Here is a 20235-nt window from a genome sequence, read left to right as displayed (position 1 = left end):
GAGGGGTTCCGGTTCCCCTCAAGGGACTGCATCATGCCCAAGGGTTCAGAGCGTCGAACTGGAGGCATGTACGTGACCACGTCTGCGATGTCATCCACACCGTCCAGAAGATCGGTCCTCGGCGGCGCCATCGCCGCCTCCGCCGGTGCCGCCGGGCTCGCGGCGGCGCCCGCCGCGTACGCCGCCGAACCCGCCGAACCCGCCGCGCCTGCCGCGGCCGGCGCCCGCGACCCATGGGCCGAAGTCCTCGACGACGCCGACATGGTGTGGCAGAAGCTGCCGACGACCTGGTACGAGGGCCCCTTCCTCGGCAACGCCCGCCTCGGCTCCGGCATCTACGCCGAACCGGGCGGCGCCAACGCCATCCGCTTCAACGTCCAGCACAGCGAGGTCCAGGACCACCGCCCCGAGTTCGGCTCGCTGTTCGGCCTGGCCCGGCTGCCCATCGGCTGGTTCACCCTGGAGCCGGTCGGCACCATCACCGCCGTCGACTGGCGGCTGCGGCTGCGCGACGCCGAACTGACCGGCACCATCACCACTGACAAGGGCACCCTCACACTGCGCGCCTTGGTCCACAACTCCCGCTCGCTGATGACCGTCGAGGTCACCCCGAGCGCCGGCGAGGCCTCCTTCCGCTGGGTCTTCCACCCGGCCGAGGCGATCAGCCCGCGGGTCGCGTTCAAGCCGATCCCCGACGGCTACACCGGCAACCCCCCGGCCGTCGTGGCGGAGCAGCAGGGTGTGCACACCGCCGTCCAGTCCCTGCTGGCGGGCGGACAGCATGTGACGGCCTGGCGGGAGCGCGACTCCTCCCGGCGGCGGACCCTGTATGTGACGGTGGCGCACTCCTTCCCGCGGACCACCGCCCTGGGCGCCGCACGCAAGGCCGTACGGTCGGCCTCCGCGCTCTCCTACGACGCGCTCGCCGCCACCCACCGCCCCTGGTGGCACGCCTACTACCGGAAGAGCTTCCTGTCCCTCCCGGACGCGCGGCTGCAGCGCTTCTACTGGATCCAGCTCTACAAGGTCGCCGCGGCGGCGCGCGCCGACGCGCCCGTGATGGCCACCTGCGGGCCGTGGCTGGAGTCCACCCCCTGGCCGAACACCTGGTGGAACCTCAATGTGCAGCTGGAGTACTGGCTGATCCACGGCTCCAACCACCTGGAGCTCGACGCCGTGACCCGGGCGCTGAGCGAGTACCGCGACAACCTCTCCAACCAGCTCGACGCCCCGTACCGCAAGGACTCGGCGGGCATCCCGCGCACCACCGACCCCCAGCTGGTCAACGGTGGCGACGCCGCGAACGGTGGCTACGCCGTCGGCATCCCGGGCCAGGACCCGCCGACCCCCGAGGTCGGCAACCTCACCTGGGCACTGCACAACGTCTGGCTGAGCTACCGCCACACCATGGACACCGCGATACTGCGTGACGTCCTCTTCCCGCTGCTGCGCAAGGCCATCAACTACTACCTCCACTTCCTCACCCCCGGCAGCGACGGCAAGCTGCATCTGCCCGCCACCTTCTCGCCCGAGTACGGCGTGAACGCCCCGGACTGCAACTACGACCTGATGCTGCTGCGCTGGGGCTGCGCCACCCTGCTTGAGTCGGCTAAGACGCTGGGCATCGACGACGAACTGGCGCCGCGCTGGCGGGAGGTGCTGACCCGGCTCACCCCGTACCCGGTCGACGAGAACGGCTACATGATCGGCGCCGGGGTCCCCTTCGCCAAGTCCCACCGCCACTACTCGCATATGCTCGCCGTCTACCCGCTGTACGAGGTGACCTGGGAGGACCCGGCACACCGCGAGCTGATCGAGACCTCGCTCAACCACTGGGTCGGCTTCGAGGGCGCGCTCCAGGGCTACACCTTCACCGGCGCCGCTTCCATGTCCGCCCAGATGGGGCGGGGCGAGGACGCGCTCAAGTACCTGGGCGAGCTGATGCGCCGCTTCATCCAGGCCAACACCATGTACAAGGAGTCGGGACCGGTCATCGAGACCCCGCTGTCGGCCGCCCAGTCGCTGCACGACATGGTGTGCCAGAGCTGGGGCGGGGTGATCCGGGTCTTCCCCGCGCTGCCCGCCGCCTGGCGCGAGCTGACCGTCCACGACTTCCGTACGCAGGGCGCCTTCCTGCTGAGCGCGGCGCGCGAGGGCGGGGCCACCCGCTGGGTGCGGCTGCGCAGCGAGGCGGGCGCGCCCTGCGTCGTACGGCACTCCCTGGGCGGGGACATCGAGGTGCGCGACGGGCACGGGCGGCCCCTGCGGTACGAGGCCGCGGGCGACGGCACCATCCGGATCCGGCCGGCCCGCGGCCAGGAGGCGGTCATCACCGCGCGCGGCGACCGGCCCGATATGAGCGTCCGGCCCGTACGGCCGGGTGAGGATGCGCCGCGCTGGGGGATGCCGGCCTCCTGACGGGCGGGGCGCAGGAGACGGGCGGCGTGGAGAGAGGGGCGGATCGGCCGTCCGCGCACACCGGGGTGGCGTGCGGGCGGCCGATCCGGATACCCATGTGCCATGAGATTCATCAGCGATCTTGACCGACGGCTGTTCGCGCGGGTCGCGGTCGGCCGGCTCCGCGGCGCCCATCCCCTGCTTCCCAAGGTCACCCACGCCGCCAACCACGGCCGGCTGTGGTTCGGCACGGCCGGGGTGCTCGCCGCCGTCGGCGGCCGGACCGCGCGGCGGGCCGCGGTGCGGGGCGTCGGGGCGCTGGCCGCCGCCTCGCTCGTGTCCAACACCGTGGTCAAGTGGACCGTGGACCGCCGCCGTCCGCTCCTCGACGGCGTGCCGCTGATCCGCCGGCTGGCCAAGCAGCCGTGGACGAGCTCCTTCCCCTCCGGGCACTCGGCCTCCGCGGCCGCGTTCGTCACCGGGGTCGCCCTGGAGTCCACCGGGTACGGGATCGCTGTCGCCCCGCTGGCCGCCGCGGTGGCCTTCTCCCGGGTGTACGTCGGCGTGCACTACCCCAGCGATGTCCTCGCGGGGCTCGCCCTGGGCGTCGGCGCCGCCGCGCTCACCTGCCGCTGGTGGCCGCCGCGGCCACAGACCCCGGCGCGGGCCCGGCCGCGGGTCTCGGCCCCGGCGCTGCCCGAGGGCGACGGTCTTGTGGTGGTCGTCAACACCCAGTCCGGCGTCGGCCTCTCGGGGACCGGTCTCACCGCCGCCGAGCAGCTGCGCGCGCTGCTGCCCGCCGCGGAAATCCTGGAGCGCGAACCCGAGCACGACCTCGGGCCGCTGCTGGACCGGGCCGCCCGGCGCGCCGCCGAGCGGGGCGGGGCACTGGGGGTCTGCGGCGGGGACGGCAGCGTGAACGCGGCGGCCGCGCTGGCCGCCGAGCGCGGGCTGCCGCTGGCCGTCTTCCCCGGCGGCACCTTCGACCACTTCGCCCTGGACGTGGGGGTGCCCGCCATCGAGGACACGGTGCGCGCCGTGACCGAGGGCGACGCCGTCGCCGTGGACCTGGCCCGCGTGGCCCCGCTGCCGGGCGACGGGCCGGGCGGCCACTTCGTGAACACCTTCAGCCTGGGGATGTACCCCGAGCTGGTGCGGATCCGCGAGGGCCTGGAGGGCCGGCTCGGCAAATGGCCGGCCGCCGCGGTCGCGCTCGCCCGCGTGCTGCGCACCGCCACGCCCATGGAGATCGAGGTGAACGGCCGCAGGCGGCGGCTGTGGGTGCTGTTCGTCGGCAACTGCCGCTATGCGCCCGAGGGCTTCGCCCCGGCGTACCGCGAACGGCTCGACGACGGGCTGCTGGACGTCCGGGCCGTCGACGGAAACCAGCCGCTGGCCCGCACCCGGCTGCTGGCCGCGGCCCTCACCGGCACGCTGGGGCGGTCCCGGGTGGTGACGACCCGGCGGCTGGGCCGGCTCGATCTGTCGGGCCTGCACGACGTGGATGTCCGCGCCCTCGACGGCGAGGTCGCCCCGTCCCCCGCCGAGGCGCTGGTGATCGAGAAACGGCCCGGCGCCCTGACCGTCTACCGCCCGGCCGAGCCGGGGAACGAGCTGGCGCAGCGCGCCCGGACGGCCGCCGCGACGGCGCACTTCCGACGGGCCGTACTGCGCAGGTAGTACGCGCAATGGGGGCTCAGGGACGACGACGTGGCGGGCGAAACCCGTCATCGTGAGGATATGGACGACGACCGACCGGCCCTGGGAGCCCTGACGTGACCTCCCTGGCTCTCTCCGTGCTCCTGGCCCTGGCCTCGGCGGTGTGCTACGCCGCCGGCGCCATCCTCCAGGAGCACGTCGCGGCGACGACGCCGCCCCGCCCGTACGCAGCGCTGCGCCGCGGCCGCTGGTGGACCGCGGTGGTGCTCAACGGGACCGGTGCGGTCCTCCATGTGCTGGCCCTGGCGTACGGGCCGCTGAGCGTGGTGCAGCCGCTGGGCGCGCTGACCATCGTCTTCGCGCTGCCGATGGCCGCGGTGTTCGTCCGGCGCCCGGTCGGCGCGGCCGGGTGGCGGGGCGCGCTGCTGGCCACCACGGGGCTCGCCGGGATGCTCTCGCTGAGCGGTTCTTCGGGGGCGAGAGCGCTGGCGAAGGACGACCGGATCATGGTGGCCGCGGTGACGCTGAGCGCGATCGCCGTGCTGGCCCTGGCCGCGCGCTGGTCGCGCCGGCCGGGTGTGCGCAGCGTGCTGCTGGCCGTGGCCGCGGGGACCGCCTTCGCCGTCTCGTCGGTGTTCACCAAGAACGTGACCGTGGAACTGGAGTGGGGGAAGCCGGAGTTCGAGGGTTGGGCCTCTGGGCTGCCCAGCCTGGCGATGATCGGGCTGCTGGCCGGGGCCGGGGTGCTGCTGTCCCAGGCGTCCTACCGGGGCGCGGGTCTTGCCGCCCCGCTGGCGACTGCGACCGTGGCCAACCCCGTGGTCGCCACGGTCATCGGCGTCACCGCGCTCGGTGAGCACTTCCGCCACGGTGCCTCCGGCACCCTGCTGGCCCTGCTGGCGGCGCTGGTCGCGGGCACTGGTCTGGTCATGCTGACCGTGCACGGGGTGGAGACGTCGGGTCAGTCGGCGGAGCGGGGTGCCGCCGCGGACCAGGCCGGGCCGGAAGCCGCCCCGCGGCCGCAGGAGACGGACGCGACGGACGCTACGGGCGGGGCAGATGGGACGGATGGAGCGGCCGGGACGGGCGAGGAGCCCGAGGGGCGAGGGCCGGACGACCGGACCGGCGGCCCCGGAACCGGTGGCCCCGGAGCCGGAGCCGGCGCCGCCCCCCGCCCGCGCCGGCTCCCCCGTATCCCCCGCCCGGCGCGCGGCGCCGACGACCGCCTGACCTCCGACCGCCGCTCCCCCGGCCGCCGCTCACGCGACCAGCGGCGGTCCAGCCGGGGCGAGGCCGTCCTTCAGGACCACCGCTAAGACCCGTCAGGTCCGGCTCACGGCCGCGTACGCAACAGCTCCACCAGGCCAGACAGGTCCTCGTGGCCGTGGCCGTCGGCGACCCGCCGGGCCATCAGCGGCCCGAGCGGGGCGAGCAGTTCGGGGCTGATGCCCTGCTCCTCGGCGGCCTCGACGAGGTGGCCGAACCCGGCCGACTGCATGGCGAGGTTGGAGACCACGCCCCGGGCGTGGTCTCCGCTGTCGATCTTCTCGGCGTATCCGGCCACGGCGCCCGACATGCCGCCCAGCCAGCGGCCGAGCATCGGGGCGAAGTCGGCCGCCTTGATGTCCTCGCTGCGGATCAGCGCGTAGGCGTGCAGGATTCCGGCGAACATCCCGTACATCCCGCTGAGCAGGGCGATGTCGTACAGCGAGGCCAGCCCGGCGTCCTCGCCCAGGTATTCGCTCCGCGCCAGAGCGTCCAGCGCCGCCCGGTGGGTGTCGAAGACCTCCCGGGATCCGCTGTAGAGCACAAAGGCGGCGGGGGTCGCGATCATCGGGGGTACGGCCATGATGCCGCCGTCGAGATAGTCGGCGCCCTGGTCCGCCGCCCACGCGGCCATCTCGCGGGCCTGCCGTGGGGTGCCGCTGGTCAGGTTGGCCACGGCCTTGCCGGTCAGCGCCCTGGCCACCGGGTCGAGGGTGTCGCGTACGGAGTCGTGGTCCAGCAGGCACACCACCACCAGCGGGCTCGCCTCGACGGCCCCGGCGACCGTCGCCGCGCGCAGCGCGCCCTCGGGGACGAGGGCTTCGGCCTTGGCGGCCGTACGGTTCCACACGGTGGTCCGGAATCCCGCCTTCAGGAGGGCGCGGGCCAGTGCCGTGCCCATATCGCCCAGGCCGAGGACGGTCACGGGGGTGTCGCTCATATCGGGTGCTCCCCTTGCTCAATGCTGCTGTTCGTATCGGTCCCGGCGCGCCTGTCACAGCCTTGCGGCCCGCTGTAGTGTGGGCAAGTACGGATTAAAAAGTGCGTACTTACCTTGAGGTCAGTGGGGATGGATTCATGAGGAAGCGGCCATATGTCTGTGGCCTGGACGCGGCCGTGGACGTCATTGGCGGCAAATGGAAAGTCCTGATCATCTGGGCGCTGAATCACCAGCGGTGCCGGTTCGGTGAATTGAAGCGGCTGGTTCCCGGGGTGAGCGAAAAGGTGCTGACCCAGCAGCTGAGGGAGCTGGAGGCGGACGGAATCGTCCACCGGGAGATTTACGACCAGGTGCCGCCGAAGGTGGAGTACTCACTCACCGAACTGGGCGAGGATCTCAATACGGCGCTGAAGCCGCTGGGCGCCTGGGGAAAGCAGCGGATGGCGGTTCTGGAGGACGCCGACGAGAACTGCCGTCACCCCTCGGCATGCGGATGAGGCGGTGGCTTCCGGGAGTGATGGGAGCGATGGGAGTGACCTGCCGGAAGCCACCGCCTCGTGGCGGGGCGCGTCTTCAGGATGCGCGGTTGCGGCCCACATAGACGTTCCGGGCCCGGTAATACGTGTCCCCGCCGGGGCCCGAGGACCCCGAGGAGCCCTCCATCTGGAGGTTGATGACGAGCCACAGGGGTTTTCCGACGAAACCCGCCCCGCGGTGGACCGCTTTCCAGGTCCCGTCGAGGTAGTAGTGAATGTCGACGTCGGTGTCGTTCACCTTGGTGATCCAAGCGCGATAGGTGTGCCAGTTGCCCGGTGACGACACCCCGACAATCGTGCTCGACACATCCGAGGAGGTGCGGAAGGTATTGAACCAGTTGTTGGAGTTCCCCTTGAATTCCAGGATGTCGCTCTCCGGCGGCCAGCTGTTGACCCCGGTCAGCCAGAAGGCCGGCCAGGTCCCCGCGCCGTTCGGCGCCTGGAATTCTCCCTTCACCTCGTAGTCGGGGAATTGGTTGGTCACCACGATCTGGTTCTTGGCGTGCACCGCGCCCGAGTGGTAGCGGATCGGCAGATGCGGGGAGGAGGAGCTGGTCCCCTCGTCCCAGGTGATCCGGCTGGCCTTCAGGGTCAGCACACCGGAGCCGAGATAGATGTGGTTGTGGTCGCTCGCGCTGCCGTACATCCGGGCGCTGCCGTTGTGGTCGGAGCCCCAGGGGTACAGATAGTTCCACTCCGACTCGAAGGCGCTGTAGCTCCCGAAGGAGCCGTTGATGACGTCCTCCCAGGTCGCGGCCGGGGCGGCGGCCGCCGGGCGCGGCCATCCGGCCAGGGCCGCGGCCCCGCCGAGGGCGGCGGCCGTGGTGAGGAATCTTCTACGTGCGTACGACTCGCCCTGTGCCGACTCGCTCTGTGCTGACTTGCCCTGTGCTGACTTGCTCCGTGCTGACATGCCACTCATGGCTGCCTCCCGAAGTCCGAAACTTCGAACACAAGCAAACAGAAGTCAATCGGAATCACCACAGTCCCAAGGGCCCCACACCTCGTCAAGGGTCTTTGTTAAGCGCAGGTTAGGTCTGGCCCCGGAGGTCTGTACGCCGCCGCCGTCCACGCGGAAGCTGCCATCCGCGGCGGCGTCCCTCGGGCGGGCCGCCATCCACCCGCATGCTCCAGGAGGCCCCATGTCCGTCACATCCTCCGCGCCACCGGCTCGCACACCATGGCGCGCCATCATCGGCGGCTCCATCGGAAACCTGGTCGAGTGGTTCGACTGGTTCGTCTACGCCAGCTTCGCCACCTACTTCGCCTCAGCCTTCTTCCCCAAGGGCAACGACACCGCGCAACTGCTCAACACGGCCGGCATCTTCGCCGTCGGCTTCTTCATGCGCCCCGTCGGCGGCTGGCTGCTGGGCCGCTTCGCCGACCGGCGCGGACGCAAGGCCGCGCTCACCCTGACCGTGACCTTGATGTCGGCCAGCGCGCTGCTCATCGCCATCGCGCCCACCTACGACCAGGTCGGCTACTTCGGCGCGGGGGTGCTGCTGGTGGCCCGGCTGCTGCAGGGCCTGTCGGTCGGCGGCGAGTACGCGGCCAGCGCCACCTATCTGACCGAGGCGTCCCAGCCCGGCCGCCGCGGCTTCGTCTCCAGCTTTCAGTACGTCTCGATGACCGCGGGCCAGCTGATCGGCCTGGGCCTGCTGATCGTGCTCCAGCGCACCATGTCCGACGACTCGCTGCACTCCTACGGCTGGCGCATCCCGTTCATCTTCGGGGCCGTGGCCGCGGCCGTGGTCTTCTGGCTGCGGCGGAATCTGCTGGAGACCGAGGTGTACGAGGAGGCCGGCGCCCACCAGGAGACCGAGCGCGGGAGCGTCGCCGAGCTGCTGCGCCACCGCAAGGAGGCCGCCCTCGTCATCGCGCTGACCATGGGCGGCACGGTCGCCTACTACACCTACACGACCTATCTCACCAAGTACCTGTCCAATACGGCGGGGCTGAGCAAGTCCGACGCCTCGCTGGTCAGCTTCTGCGCCCTGTTCGTGTTCATGCTGCTGCAGCCGCTGGCCGGGGCGCTGTCCGACCGGATCGGCCGCCGCCCGCTGCTGATCACCTTCGGGATCGGTTCGATGCTGGCCACCGTGCCCATCATGACCGCGCTGTCGCACACCGACACCTTCGGCGGGGCGCTGCTGCTCTCGCTCGCCGCGCTGGTCGTCGTCACCGGCTACACCTCCATCAACGCGGTGGTGAAGGCCGAGCTGTTCCCCACCCACGTCCGGGCGCTCGGCGTCGCGCTGCCGTACGCGCTGGCGAACGCCCTGTTCGGCGGCACCGCGGAATATGTGGCGCTGTGGTTCAAGAACGCCGGTGCGGAGTCCGGGTTCTACTGGTACGTCTCGGGCTGCGCCGCCGTGTCGCTGATCGTCTATCTGACCATGCGGGAGACCCGGGACACCTCCCTCACCAAGGCCCCCGCCGATGAGCCGGCCACCTCGGAGCGGGCGGCGCGCACCCCTGTCTGACCAGTACAGCGGCTGTTTACCCTTACGCCCATGCACATACTCCTGGTCGAAGACGACGACCGGCTGGCGGCCGCGCTGACCGCCACGCTGGACCGGCTGGGGCATCAGGTCGTCCGCGCCGGGCGCGCGGACGACGCCCTGCGGCTCAAGGACGGCGCCGACTTCGTCCTGCTCGACCTGGGGCTGCCCGATATGGACGGCCTGGAGGCGCTGCGCCGGCTGCGCCGCGCCTCCGCCGTCCCGGTGATCGTGCTCACCGCCCGCTCCGAGGAGCGGGATGTGCTGCGGGGCTTGCGCGGGGGCGCGGACGACTACCTCGTCAAGCCGTTCCGTACGGCCGAGCTGGTGGCCCGTATGGACGCCGTCGTACGGCGCGGCACCCGGCCGCTGACCGGGTCCGGCACGGTGGTGGCCGTGGGCGGCGTACGGATCGACCTGGCCGCGCGGCAGCTGGAGGTGGACGGCCGGCCGGTCGCCCTCACCCGCCGGGAGTTCGACGTACTGGCCCTGCTCGCCCGCGAGCCCGGTGTCGTCCGCAGCCGGGAGGAGATCCTGGACGCGGTGTGGGGCGATCTGCTGCTGTCCGCCTCCCGCTCGCTGGATGTGCACATCGCCGGGATCCGCTCCAAGACCGGCTGCCCGTGGCTGGTGGAGACGTTGCGCGGCACCGGGTACCGGCTGGGAACCGGCGGATGCAGCTGAGGATCCTCGGCGTCTACACGGTGCTGATCGCGTGCCTGGTGACCGCGCTCGCCGTGCCGTTCTCCCTGGCGTACTCCTCGCACCGCACCGGCAAGCTGCTGCTGGAGCGGCGCGCGGACGCCACCCGCTTCTCGGAACTGGCCGATCAGGCGATCCGCGACGGGGACACCTCCGGGCTCGTCCAGGAGGTGTCCCGCTACGAGGAGCTGTACGGCACGAAGGTGGAGATCCGCGACCGGGACGGCCGGCGGGTGGCGGGCGGCGGGGCCTGGTCCAAGGAGCCCGCCGAGCGCGCGCTGTCCGGCCGCACCACCGCCGGCCTGCCGCTGGTCACCCCCTTCGGCCCCGCCTCGGCCATGGTCGCGGAGCCGGTGGGCCGGGACGCGCAGGTGTCCGGCGTGGTGGTCATGAAGGTGTCCACGGCGGCGGCCAGGCGCGATGTGACGCTCGTCTGGGCCGCGGTGGCGGGCGGTTCGGTGGTCGCCGTGCTCTGCGCCCTGATCGCCGCCCGCAGGCTGGCGCGGTGGATTCTGCGCCCGGTCACCGAACTGGACCTGACCACCCGCGCCATCGCCGAGGGCAGGATGGACGCACGGGTGCGCGACGGCGGCCGCGGCCCGGCCGAGCTACGGCTCCTGGAGCGCCGCTTCAACGCGATGGCCGACGCGGTCTCGGCCGCCCTGGAGCGGCAGCGGGCCTTCGTCGCGGACGCCTCGCATGAGCTGCGCACCCCGCTGACCGTGCTGTCGCTGCGGCTGGAGAACCTGGAGCCGCATCTGACGGAGGACGGCAGCTCGGAGTTCGCCGAGGCCCTGGCCGAAGTCGACCGGCTGGGGCGGCTCATGGAGGACCTGCTGACGCTCGCCCGGGTCGAGGCCGGTACGGCGGCGCCCGAACCGATCGCCCGCGCGGCGCTGCGCGGGCGGCTGGCCATCTGGCACGAGGTCTACGCGGCGCGCGAGCTGACCTTGACCGTGGAGCTCGACGACACCGGCCCGTCGGCCGCACCGCTGCCCGCGGCGCCGCTGCCCGCCGCGGCCGCCCGGATCGCGGATATCGCCCTGGACAACGCCGCGAAGTTCGTACCGCCCGGCGGCACGGTCACGGTCCGCCTGGAGCGGGGCGTGCTGCGGATCGCCGACGACGGCCCGGGCCTCGGGCCCGACCAGTTCGAGGCGGCGCTGGGCCGCTTCTGGCGCTCCCCCGGCCACGGCAATGTCCCCGGCAGCGGCCTCGGCCTGGCCATAGCCTCGGAACTGGCCCGCGCCGCCGACTGCGAGCTGTCCCTGCGGCCCGCCACGCCGCACGGCCTGGTGGTCGAGGTGCGGCTGCCCAAGGCGTAGCCGTACTGCGCGGGCGCGGAGCCTTCAGCCGTACACCGCGCGGTAGTACGCCGCCGCCCCCCGGTGCAGCGGCACCGTCCCCGTGCCGATCGCGTACCGCTCGTCGAGCCGGCTGCCGGGGGCGTCCGGGACGGGGAGGCGGTCGCGGGCCTCGAAGAGGACGCCGGTGACGGCGCGCGCCGTATCCGCCGCGAGATCGGTGCGGCAGACCAGATAGCTGGGGGTGGCGACGGTCGGCGTCGGGGCGTTCAGGCCGTAGACGCCCGCGGGGATCGACACGCTCTCGTAGACGGGGCCGTGCTCGCGCCGCAGCGCCGGGGCGAGGCCGCCGAGCGGCACCAGGCGTACGGGCCTGCGCCGGGCCAGTTGCGCTATCGCCCGGGTCGGCGCGCCGCCCGACCAGAAGAACGCGGCCACCTCCCGCCTGGTCAGCGCCGCGCTGGACTCGCCGAGTCCCAGCTGTACGGAGCGGACGCGGCGTACGCCCGCGGCGGCGAGCACCCGCCCGGCGGTCACCGAGGTGCCGGACTCGGCGGCGCCGAGGGAGACCGTACGCCCGGCCAGTTGGCCCGGCTCCTTGATCGGCGAGTCGGCGGGCACGACGAGATGCAGGTAGTTGAGATAGAGCCGGGCGAGCGCGGCGACCGGTTCCGGCCGTTGGAAGAGGCCGCGGCCCGCGGTGGCGTCGGCCGCGCTGTCCGCGAGGGACAGGGCCAGCTCGGCCCGCCCGTCGGCCAGCATGTGCAGATTCTCCACGCTCGCCGCGGTGGTCAGCACGCGCACCGCGAGCCCGTCGTGGGCCCGGTGCACCTCGTCCGCCAGTCGGCTGCCGAAGATCGCGTACGGGCCGCCCCGCGGCCCCGTGGCCAGCCGGACCCGGCCGGACGGGCCGTCGCCGGAACACCCCTGGAGGGCGCCGGTCGCAAGGGCGCCGGCCGCCAGCGTCAGAAGGCGGCGACGTGGAACGGCGGACATCCGGCCATGTTAGGCCGTGTCCTATGGATCATCCCGGGCTGCCGCTTTTGTGGATCATCCCGGGCTTCCGGCGCCGGGACGGAGCCGGGCTGGTGCGGTCGGGCGGGTACGGTCGGGCACGCCCGCCGCGCGGCGTCAGAGCAGTTAGAGCACCCCGCTGAGCTGGGCCCACACCACCCGGCCGCCGTTCAGCCCCGGCCGGTCCCCCCACGCCGCGGCCATGGCCCGTACCAGCGCGAGCCCCCGTCCGCCCTCGTCCTCCGCGCCCGCCTGACGCGGGGCCGGTCCGGCCGAGCCGCCGCCCTGGTCGGCCACCTCGACGTACAGGGTGCGCGGCTCCTCGGCGCGCAGGACGCAGAGGATCTGCTCGCTGCCGGTGTGCACGAGGGCGTTGGTGAACAGCTCGGACATCACCAGCTCCGCGGCATCGCACGTGTCCTCACAGAAGCCCCACACCGGCACCCGGGAGCGGACCCGGCGGCGGGCCGCGGCCACGGACGCGCCCTGCGCGGGCAGCTGGAACCTCTCCTGTCGGACGCTGGTGCCGAGCCCGCTGCAGGGCCCACCGAGCGGCCCGCCGAGGGGCATGGGGCGGGCCATCGTCATGCGTTGAGGCAGTGCCATGGCCGTTCGCCTTCCGTCCAACGGTGGGGAGGTTCGCATGCCGCAAGTCAGCGTCACGTCAACCACATTGGGCCCAGTCACCCCATCACTATCGGTGGTGTAAGCGTCAGTTGGCAAGCGGCGTTCTGCAAAATGCAGAATAGCCAGAGCACTCTGTTCGGGTTCATCCCGAGCATGGCACACTGAGGCCCACGAGACCGTCCGAGGAGGTAAGGCGTGGGTGAAGCGCGATCTGCCCCGACTGTCGGGCAGATGGTCCTCGGCATGCGCCTGAGGGATCTACGCGAGAAAGCCGGCGTCAGTTACGACCAGGCCGCCAGAGCGCTGCACGTCAACCAGACGACGGTGCGCAGGATGGAGAAGGCCGAAGTCGGCCTGAAGCTCCCGTACGTCGAGAAGCTGCTGCAGACCTACAGAGCCGAAGAGGAGGAGATCGAGGCCTTCCTCTCCCTGGCCGAGGACGCCAACAGACCCGGCTGGTGGCACCGCTTCCGCGATGTGCTGCCGGACTGGTTCAGCCTCTATGTGAGCCTCGAGGGCGCGGCAAGCCGTATCCGCTCCTACGAACCCCACTTCATCCCCGGACTGCTGCAGACCGAAGCCTATGCACGAGCGCTGCTGACCATCGGATTCCCGCAGGCCGACACCAAGGAGCTCGATCGACGGGTCGCCCTGCGGATGGAGCGTCAAGAACTTCTCACCCGACCCGACGGACCTCATCTGTGGGTCGTCATGGACGAGCCGGTGTTCCGCCTGCCCATCGGCGGACCGGACATCATGCGCGCGCAGATCGACCGCCTCATCGAGGCGATCCAGCTGCCGAACGTCACCCTGCAAGTGGTGCCGTTCGCCGCTGGACCCCATCCGGGCATGGGCGGACCGTTCCAGCTCTTCCGGTTCCATATCCCGGAACTGCCGGACATCGTCTATACCGAGGGGCTGACCGGCGCCGCTTATCTCGACGAACGCGCTGATGTGGCCGCCTACTTGGAGGCCCTCGACCGAATGGGCACCCAGGCCACCCCGGCGCGACGCACGGAGGCCTTCCTCCGTGAGATTCGCAAGGAGCTCTGACCGTGGACCAGGTGGATCACATTTACAACGGTATGCCGGCCAAGCACCTCGGTGCGGAAGGCTGGCGCAAGCCCTGGAGCGGCCCCAACGGCGGCGCCTGCGTCGAGGTCCTCAAGCTGAGCGACGGTCGCGTGGCACTGCGCCAGTCGACCGACCCCGACGGCCCCGCGCTGATCTACACGCCTCTTGAGATCGAGAAGTTCATCCAGGGCGCCAAGGCCGGCGCCGCGGACTTCCTTCTCACCACCCGTACCGAACCGAACCTGACCACCCCGGCGGGTACCGCAACAGACTGGAGGGCCGCATGACCGAGCAGAGCGGCGTCGGCCGGATCGACACCACCAAACCGCATTCGGCCCGGATGTACGACTACTACCTCGACGGCAAGGACCACTACGAGGTGGACGCGCAGGCCGCCGCCAAGGTCCTGACCGTCCATCCGACCGTCAAGCTCAACGCCCGCGTCAACCGTGGCTTCATCCACCGGGCGACGCGCTGGCTGGCGCGCGAGGCGGGGATCCGGCAGTTCCTGGACATCGGCACCGGCATCCCCACCGAGCCCAACCTCCACCAGGTCGCCCAGTCCGTGGCCCCCGACGCCCGGGTCGTCTACACGGACAACGACCCGATCGTGCTGGTGTACGCCCAGGCCCTGCTGACCGGCACGCCGGAAGGGCGTACCGCCTATGTCGAGGCCGATGTCCGCGAGCCCCAGAAGATCATCACGGCTGCCGAGCTGCTGGAGACGCTGGACCTGGACAAGCCGGTGGCCATGTCCTTGAACGCGCTCTTCCACTTCATCCCGGAGGAGGCGAAGCCGTACGAGATCGTCCGCGAGCTGATGGACGGACTCCCCTCGGGCAGCTATCTGATGATGTCGCACTCCACCCACGACTTCTCCGCGGAGACCTGGCGGAACGTCATCGAGGTCTACAAGGAGAACGGGATTCCCTTCATCACGCGCTCCAAGGACGAGGTCGCGGGCTTCTTCGAGGGCCTGGAGTTCGTCGACCCCGGCGTCTCGGAACCGCACCGCTGGAAGCCCGATCCCGACGACCGCCCCGAAGACATCCGCAGCGCGGACATATCCATGTGGGCAGGAGTGGCACGTAAGCCATGAAGACCACCGACTTCGACACCACGAAGCCGCATTCGGCCCGGATGTACGACCACTACCTCGGCGGCAAGGACCACTACCAGGTCGACGAGGAGGCCGCCGCCCAGGTCATGGCGGTCTTCCCGGGCATCAGGACATGCGCCCGGGAGAACCGTTCGTTCATGCACCGGGTGACCCGCTGGCTGACGAGCGAGGTGGGGATCCGGCAGTTCCTGGACATCGGCACCGGCATCCCCACCGAGCCCAACCTCCACCAGGTCGCCCAGTCCGTGGCCCCCGACGCCCGGGTCGTCTACACCGACAACGACCCGATCGTGCTGGCGTACGCGCAGGCCCTGCTGACCGGCGCACCCGAGGGCCGCACCGCCTACATCCAGGCGGACGTACGCGACCCCGAGCGCATCATGGGCGCCCCCGAGCTGCACGAGACGCTGGACCTGAGCAAGCCGGTCGCGCTCTCGCTCAACGCGCTGTTCCACTTCATCCCGGACGAGGACAAGCCGTACGAGCTCGTCCGGCAGCTGGTCGACCCGCTGCCCTCGGGCAGCTATCTGATCATGACCCACTGCACCCCGGACTTCGCCCCGGAGATCTGGGAGAAGATCATCGAGATCTACCACCAGGGCGGCATCCCCGCCAAGGTGCGCACCAGGAGCCAGGTCGAGGCGTTCTTCGAGGGCCTGGAACTCATCGAGCCGGGGGTGCAGGAGCCGCATCTGTGGCGCCCCGAGGGTGAGCCCACCGCGCTCGACAGCGCCGACGGCTCGTTCTGGGTCGGGGTGGCGCGTAAGCCATGAACGCCATGAACATCGACACCACGAAGCCGCATTCGGCCCGGATGTACGACTACTACCTCGGCGGCAAGGACCACTACCGGGTCGACGAGGAAGCCGCCCGCAAGGTGATGGAGGTCTATCCGGGCATCATCCCGTGCGCCCGGAGCAACCGTGCCTTTATGCACCGGGCGACCCGCTGGCTGGCGAGCGAGGCGGGGATCCGGCAGTTCCTGGACATCGGCACCGCCATTCCCACCGAGCCCAACCTCCACCAGGTCGCCCAGAGCATCGCCCCCGACGCCCGGGTGGTCTACGCCGACAACGACCCGATCGTGCTCGCCTACGCCCAGGCCCTGCTGCACGGCACCCCCGAGGGGCGCACCGCGTACATCGAGGCCGACGTCCGCGAGCCCGAGTCCATCCTGGGCTCGCCCGAGCTGCTGGAAACGCTCGATCTGAGCGAGCCCGTGGCGCTGTCGATCAACGCGACGCTGCACTTCATCCCCGACAAGTACGGGACGTACGAGATCGTGGAGCGGCTGATGGACGCGCTGCCCTCGGGCAGCTATCTCGAGATCAGCCACAGCTCGCCGGACTTCGACCAGGCGAGTGTGGACGCGGCGGTCGCGATCTACCGCAAGGGCGGTATCGAGGCCCAGCTGCGCACCAAGAGCGAGATCGAGAAGTTCTTCTCCGGTCTGGAGCTCGTCGAGCCGGGCATCGTGCCGCCGCACCGGTGGTGGCCCGACGGCCCGGTCACGGTGACCGACGAGGAGGTCTCCTTCTGGGCGGGCGTGGCCCGTAAGCCCTGAGGGCTCTCATGGCCCCTCATGGCCCCTCATGGTGAACGGGCGCGGCGTCGGTGACCGTGAAGCCCATCACCGCGCCGCCGCCCGGCCGCCGCTCGGCGAAGACCGTACCGCCGTGGGCGGCGGCCACCTCCCGGACGATGGCCAGGCCGAGGCCGGAGCCGGGCAGGCTGCGCGCCCCGGCCGCGCGGTAGAAGCGGTCGAAGACCCGGTGAAGGTCCTCGTCGGCCACGCCCGGCCCTCGGTCGAGGACCGCCACCCGGCCGCCCCTGACGACCACCTCGATGGGCGCGGTGCCCGCCTGGTCGAACTTGGCCGCGTTCTCCACCAGATTGGTGATGGCCCGCTGGAGGGCCGCCGGGCGGCCCTCCAGGACCGTGTCGTCCGCGGCCACGGTGATCTCCCGGCCGGTGCGGCGGCGGGCGAGACCGGCGGCCCGGTGGGCCACCTCACCGAGCGACGTGGCCACCCGCGGCTCGTCGTCACCCTGTCCGGCTGCCAGGCTCACCACCTCGTTGACCAGGTCGGTCAGCTCCCGGGTCTCCCCCGCGAGGTCGGCAAGCAGCTCCTCGCGGGCCGCCGGCGGCAGCTCCTCGAAGCGGCGCAGCAGCGAGATGTTGGTGCGCAGCGAGGTGAGCGGGGTGCGCAGTTCGTGCCCGGCGTCCTGGACCAGCCGCCGCTGGTCGTCCTTGGAGCGCGCGAGCCGTCCGAGCATGCCGTCGAAGGCCCGCCCCAGCCGGCCCACCTCGTCCGCCCCGGCGAGCGGCACCGCCACATCCATCCGCCCGGTGGCCGCCACGCTCTCGGCGACCCCGGTCAGCCGCACCAGCCGCCTGGTGATCCGCCCCGCCAGCCACCATCCGACGAGCCCGGCCGCGACGATGGCCGCGCCGACGAACAGCGCGGTGCGCTTCTGGAGCTCCCGCAGCAGATCCTCGATATCGCTGGACTGCTGGGCGACCTGCACCGCGCCCCGGCCGTCGCCGAGCGAGACCGTGGCCATCCGGAACTGCTCCTCGCCGATCTCGACGTCCCGCCGCGACACCAGCCCCGCCGTACGGGACGCCGCCATCCGGCGCTCGGCGGCGGACACCGGCAGGGCGGGGCTGCCGGTGTCGGCGACGGCGCCCGTGGGGCGCAGTATCTGGACGTCGGTACGGGTCGGGCGGCGCAGATCGTCGCTCGGACCGTCGTGGTCGGGGTCGGAGGAGACGAAGTCCTTGTAGCCGAGCGGCTGCTGCCGCACCTGGTTCCGCAGGTCGTGGATGACCTCGCTGAAGACGGACTGCTGGTCGACCCGGACCAGCCCGGCCGCCGCGTCGTAGCTGAGGAAGCCGACCAGGAGGGTGACGACGGCCGCCACCGCCGCGAAGGAGACCGCGAAGGTGATGCGCAGACTGGATCTGGATCTGGATCTGGATCTGGGCCTGGGCCTGGACCTGGGGCGCCGCGGGCGCGGAAGCGGCACGGTCAGGCCCCCCTGAGGGTGTAGCCGACGCCCCGTACGGTGTGGATCAGCGGGACCAGCCCGGGCTGGTCCACCTTGCGCCGCAGATAGCCGATGTAGACGGCGAGGTTCTTCGATCCGGGGCCGAAGTCATAGCCCCATATCCGGTCGTAGATCGTGGTGTGGTCCAGCACGATGCCGCTGTTGCGCACCAGCAGCTCGAGCAGGTCGAACTCGGTGCGGGTGAGCTCCAGCTCCGCCCCCGCCCGCCAGACCCGCCGGGCCGAGGAATCGAGGCGCAGATCCGCCACCTCCTCCATGCCGTCGCCCGGCCCGGTCTCCTCCTCGCCCACCCAGGGGGCGGCGCGGCGCAGCAGGGCGCGCAGCCGGGCGAAGACCTCGTCCACGTCGAACGGCTTGGCCACGTAGTCGTCCGCGCCCGCGTCGAGCCCCGCGACCCGGTCGGCCGTCTCCACCCGGGCGGTCAGCATGAGGATCGGCGTACGGTCCCCCTCCGCCCGCAGCACCCGGCACACCTGCAGCCCGTCCAGACCCGGCATCATCACGTCCAGCACGATCACATCCGGCTGCTCGCGGTGCGCGGCGGCCACCGCCTCGATGCCGTCGGGGACGGCGGTGACCTGGTAGCCCTCCAGCGTCAGGGCGCGCTCCAGGGCGTGGCGGATGGCCCGGTCGTCCTCGGCGAGCAGCACGGTGTTGTACGTCGTCACACCCCGAGTCTGCCAAGCCGGACGAGGTGCGGGCGCCGCGGAGCACCCTGTGGCCTGGCTTCTTACCCGGCTCTCACCTTGTTCTCGCGGCCGGCTTACCGTGCCCCGCCATGGTGTTCACAACGATCCGGGGGGCGGCTCTCCCCGGTGTTGTCACCGGCCGGAAAGACACCACATGAAGATCGCATTCCTGCTCCACAACGTGTACGCGATCGGCGGGACGATCAGGACCACGCTGAACCTGGCGTCGGCCCTGGCCGAGCGGCACGATGTGGAGATCGCCTCGATGCAGCGGCACCGTGAGACGCCGCGCTTCACCGTGGACCCCCGGGTGCGGCTCGTCCCGCTGGTCGACACGCGTCCGAGCGGCCTCGACGCGCACGACCCGCGGCTCGGCGAGCCCGCCCGGGACTTTCCCTCAGCCGAGAAGCGGTACCGCCAGTACAGCCGGCTGCACGACGAGCGGGTCGCGGAGTATCTGCGCACCAGCGACGCCGATGTGATCGTGGGCACCCGCCCCGGCGCGAACGTCTACATAGCCCGGTTCGCCCCGCGCCACGCGCTGCGTATCGCCCAGGAGCACCTGCGGCACGACGCGCACAGCAAGGCCCTGCGGACCGAGCTCGCCCGCCACTACCGCACGCTCGACGCCGTCGTCACGACGACCGAGGCGGACGCGGCGGTCTACCGGGCGAAGATGCCCCTGCCGGGCGTACGGACCCTGGCCGTCCCCAACAGCGTCCCCCGGCCCCCGGTCGCCCCCTCGGACGGCACCGCCCCGGTCATCGCCGCGGCCGGCCGACTGGTCCGCGGCAAGCGCTTCGACCTGCTCATCGACGCGTTCTCGGCGGTCGCGGACAAGCACCCCGACTGGCGGCTGCGGATCTACGGCGGGGGCGCCGAAGAGGAACGGCTGCAGGCCCTCATCGACCGGCTCGGCCTCGCGGAAAGCGCACGGCTGATGGGGCCGCATTCGCCGATCGAGGCGGAGTTCGCCAAGGCGTCGCTGGTCGCGGTCGCCTCGGACGCCGAGTCCTTCGGCATGACGATCGTCGAGGCGATGCGCTGCGGCGTCCCCGTGGTCAGCACCAACTGCCCGCTCGGCCCCGCGGAGATCATCCAGGACGGGGTCACCGGCCGGCTCGTCCCCACCGGCGACAAGGACGCCCTCGCCGCCGCGCTCCTGGACCTCATCGCCGACGCCCCGGCCCGCCGGGCCATGGGCACGGCGGCCCTGGAGAGCGCGGAGGCCTACGACCCCGAGCCGATCGCCCTGCGCTACGAGCGCCTTTTCGAGGACCTGGCGGCGAGCCGCCTCTCCCGCGGCTGGGAGCGCGGCCGGGCCGCCGCGCGCCG

At 71.8% G+C, this 20235-nt stretch carries 19 protein-coding genes; 13 read left to right on the top strand and 6 right to left on the bottom strand.

Features of this window, described 5'->3' with window-relative positions:
* The first annotated feature begins 87 nt into the window (after positions 1–87).
* The 3 genes from ACWDSL_RS34730 (at position 88) to ACWDSL_RS34720 (ending at position 5372) form a co-directional block, all read left to right on the top strand.
* Positions 88–2418, top strand: coding sequence for a glycosyl hydrolase family 95 catalytic domain-containing protein (locus tag ACWDSL_RS34730; RefSeq protein ID WP_450491935.1), 2331 nt, complete (start codon positions 88–90; stop codon positions 2416–2418).
* 102 nt (positions 2419–2520) lie between these two features.
* Positions 2521–4077: a phosphatase PAP2 family protein gene (locus tag ACWDSL_RS34725; protein WP_450491934.1), complete on the top strand. Its 1557-nt coding sequence runs from the start codon at positions 2521–2523 to the stop codon at positions 4075–4077.
* Between the two features lie 95 nt (positions 4078–4172).
* Positions 4173–5372 (top strand): DMT family transporter, encoded by a 1200-nt coding sequence (locus tag ACWDSL_RS34720; protein ID WP_450491933.1) that lies wholly within the window; start codon positions 4173–4175, stop codon positions 5370–5372.
* Between the two features lie 17 nt (positions 5373–5389).
* Here ACWDSL_RS34720 and ACWDSL_RS34715 read toward each other — a convergent pair whose 3' ends face one another.
* Entirely contained in the window at positions 5390–6262 is an 873-nt protein-coding gene (locus ACWDSL_RS34715; protein WP_450491932.1) for an NAD(P)-dependent oxidoreductase, read from the bottom strand.
* Between the two features lie 137 nt (positions 6263–6399).
* On the opposite strand from ACWDSL_RS34715, the gene ACWDSL_RS34710 reads away from it, so the two are divergent.
* On the top strand, positions 6400–6759 hold the full coding sequence (locus ACWDSL_RS34710) for a winged helix-turn-helix transcriptional regulator (RefSeq protein WP_089510121.1): 360 nt from the start codon (positions 6400–6402) through the stop codon (positions 6757–6759).
* A 76-nt stretch (positions 6760–6835) separates the two neighbouring features.
* On the opposite strand, the gene ACWDSL_RS34705 is transcribed toward ACWDSL_RS34710, so the two are convergent.
* On the bottom strand, positions 6836–7720 hold the full coding sequence (locus ACWDSL_RS34705; RefSeq protein WP_450491931.1) for a family 16 glycosylhydrolase: 885 nt from the start codon (positions 7718–7720) through the stop codon (positions 6836–6838).
* A gap of 220 nt (positions 7721–7940) precedes the next feature.
* On the opposite strand from ACWDSL_RS34705, the gene ACWDSL_RS34700 reads away from it, so the two are divergent.
* From ACWDSL_RS34700 to ACWDSL_RS34690, 3 genes are read left to right on the top strand one after another with little or no spacing between them, the layout of a single operon-like run.
* Positions 7941–9281 (top strand): MFS transporter, encoded by a 1341-nt coding sequence (locus ACWDSL_RS34700; protein ID WP_450491930.1) that lies wholly within the window; start codon positions 7941–7943, stop codon positions 9279–9281.
* Positions 9282–9311: 30 nt separating this feature from the next.
* Positions 9312–9983: a response regulator transcription factor gene (locus ACWDSL_RS34695; protein WP_089510124.1), complete on the top strand. Its 672-nt coding sequence runs from the start codon at positions 9312–9314 to the stop codon at positions 9981–9983.
* Entirely contained in the window at positions 9974–11326 is a 1353-nt protein-coding gene (locus ACWDSL_RS34690) for an ATP-binding protein (RefSeq protein WP_450491929.1), read from the top strand. Before ACWDSL_RS34695 ends, ACWDSL_RS34690 begins: the two co-directional genes overlap by 10 nt.
* A gap of 24 nt (positions 11327–11350) precedes the next feature.
* Here the strand turns inward: ACWDSL_RS34690 and ACWDSL_RS34685 are convergent, their stop codons facing one another.
* A complete protein-coding gene (locus ACWDSL_RS34685) occupies positions 11351–12301 on the bottom strand; it encodes a TAXI family TRAP transporter solute-binding subunit (RefSeq protein ID WP_450491928.1) in 951 nt (316 codons plus the stop codon).
* A 144-nt stretch (positions 12302–12445) separates the two neighbouring features.
* Entirely contained in the window at positions 12446–12925 is a 480-nt protein-coding gene (locus ACWDSL_RS34680; RefSeq protein ID WP_450491927.1) for an ATP-binding protein, read from the bottom strand.
* Positions 12926–13141: 216 nt separating this feature from the next.
* Here ACWDSL_RS34680 and ACWDSL_RS34675 point away from each other — a divergent pair, with 216 nt between their 5' ends.
* Genes ACWDSL_RS34675 through ACWDSL_RS34655 form a run of 5 tightly spaced genes read left to right on the top strand, consistent with a single transcriptional unit; the run spans position 13142 to position 16704 of the window.
* Complete coding sequence (locus ACWDSL_RS34675; protein ID WP_450491926.1) at positions 13142–13999, top strand: helix-turn-helix domain-containing protein; 858 nt, start codon at positions 13142–13144, stop codon at positions 13997–13999.
* Between the two features lie 32 nt (positions 14000–14031).
* Entirely contained in the window at positions 14032–14307 is a 276-nt protein-coding gene (locus ACWDSL_RS34670; RefSeq protein ID WP_398527513.1) for a DUF397 domain-containing protein, read from the top strand.
* Positions 14304–15119, top strand: a complete 816-nt coding sequence (locus ACWDSL_RS34665) for an SAM-dependent methyltransferase (RefSeq protein WP_450491925.1) — start codon at positions 14304–14306, stop codon at positions 15117–15119. The genes ACWDSL_RS34670 and ACWDSL_RS34665 overlap by 4 nt, the downstream gene beginning before the upstream one ends.
* Complete coding sequence (locus ACWDSL_RS34660) at positions 15116–15913, top strand: SAM-dependent methyltransferase (protein WP_450491924.1); 798 nt, start codon at positions 15116–15118, stop codon at positions 15911–15913. Before ACWDSL_RS34665 ends, ACWDSL_RS34660 begins: the two co-directional genes overlap by 4 nt.
* Positions 15910–16704 carry an SAM-dependent methyltransferase gene (locus ACWDSL_RS34655; protein ID WP_450491923.1) on the top strand — a complete coding sequence of 265 codons (795 nt, stop codon included), beginning with the start codon at positions 15910–15912 and terminating at the stop codon, positions 16702–16704. Before ACWDSL_RS34660 ends, ACWDSL_RS34655 begins: the two co-directional genes overlap by 4 nt.
* Positions 16705–16720: 16 nt before the next feature.
* On the opposite strand, the gene ACWDSL_RS34650 is transcribed toward ACWDSL_RS34655, so the two are convergent.
* Positions 16721–18097, bottom strand: coding sequence for a HAMP domain-containing sensor histidine kinase (locus ACWDSL_RS34650; RefSeq protein ID WP_450491942.1), 1377 nt, complete (start codon positions 18095–18097; stop codon positions 16721–16723).
* A gap of 74 nt (positions 18098–18171) precedes the next feature.
* The gene (locus tag ACWDSL_RS34645) at positions 18172–18879 is read right to left on the bottom strand and encodes a response regulator transcription factor (protein WP_450491922.1); all 708 of its coding nucleotides are present in this window, start codon (positions 18877–18879) and stop codon (positions 18172–18174) included.
* 175 nt (positions 18880–19054) lie between these two features.
* On the opposite strand from ACWDSL_RS34645, the gene ACWDSL_RS34640 reads away from it, so the two are divergent.
* The coding region (locus tag ACWDSL_RS34640) for a glycosyltransferase family 4 protein (protein WP_450491921.1) at positions 19055–20235 on the top strand (1181 nt) is incomplete at its 3' end.

This window comes from Streptomyces sp. NPDC000941 (genome assembly GCF_053599555.1).
The sequence above is the reverse complement of the archived record's forward strand: the minus strand, read 5'-3'. Positions and strand labels throughout refer to the sequence as shown.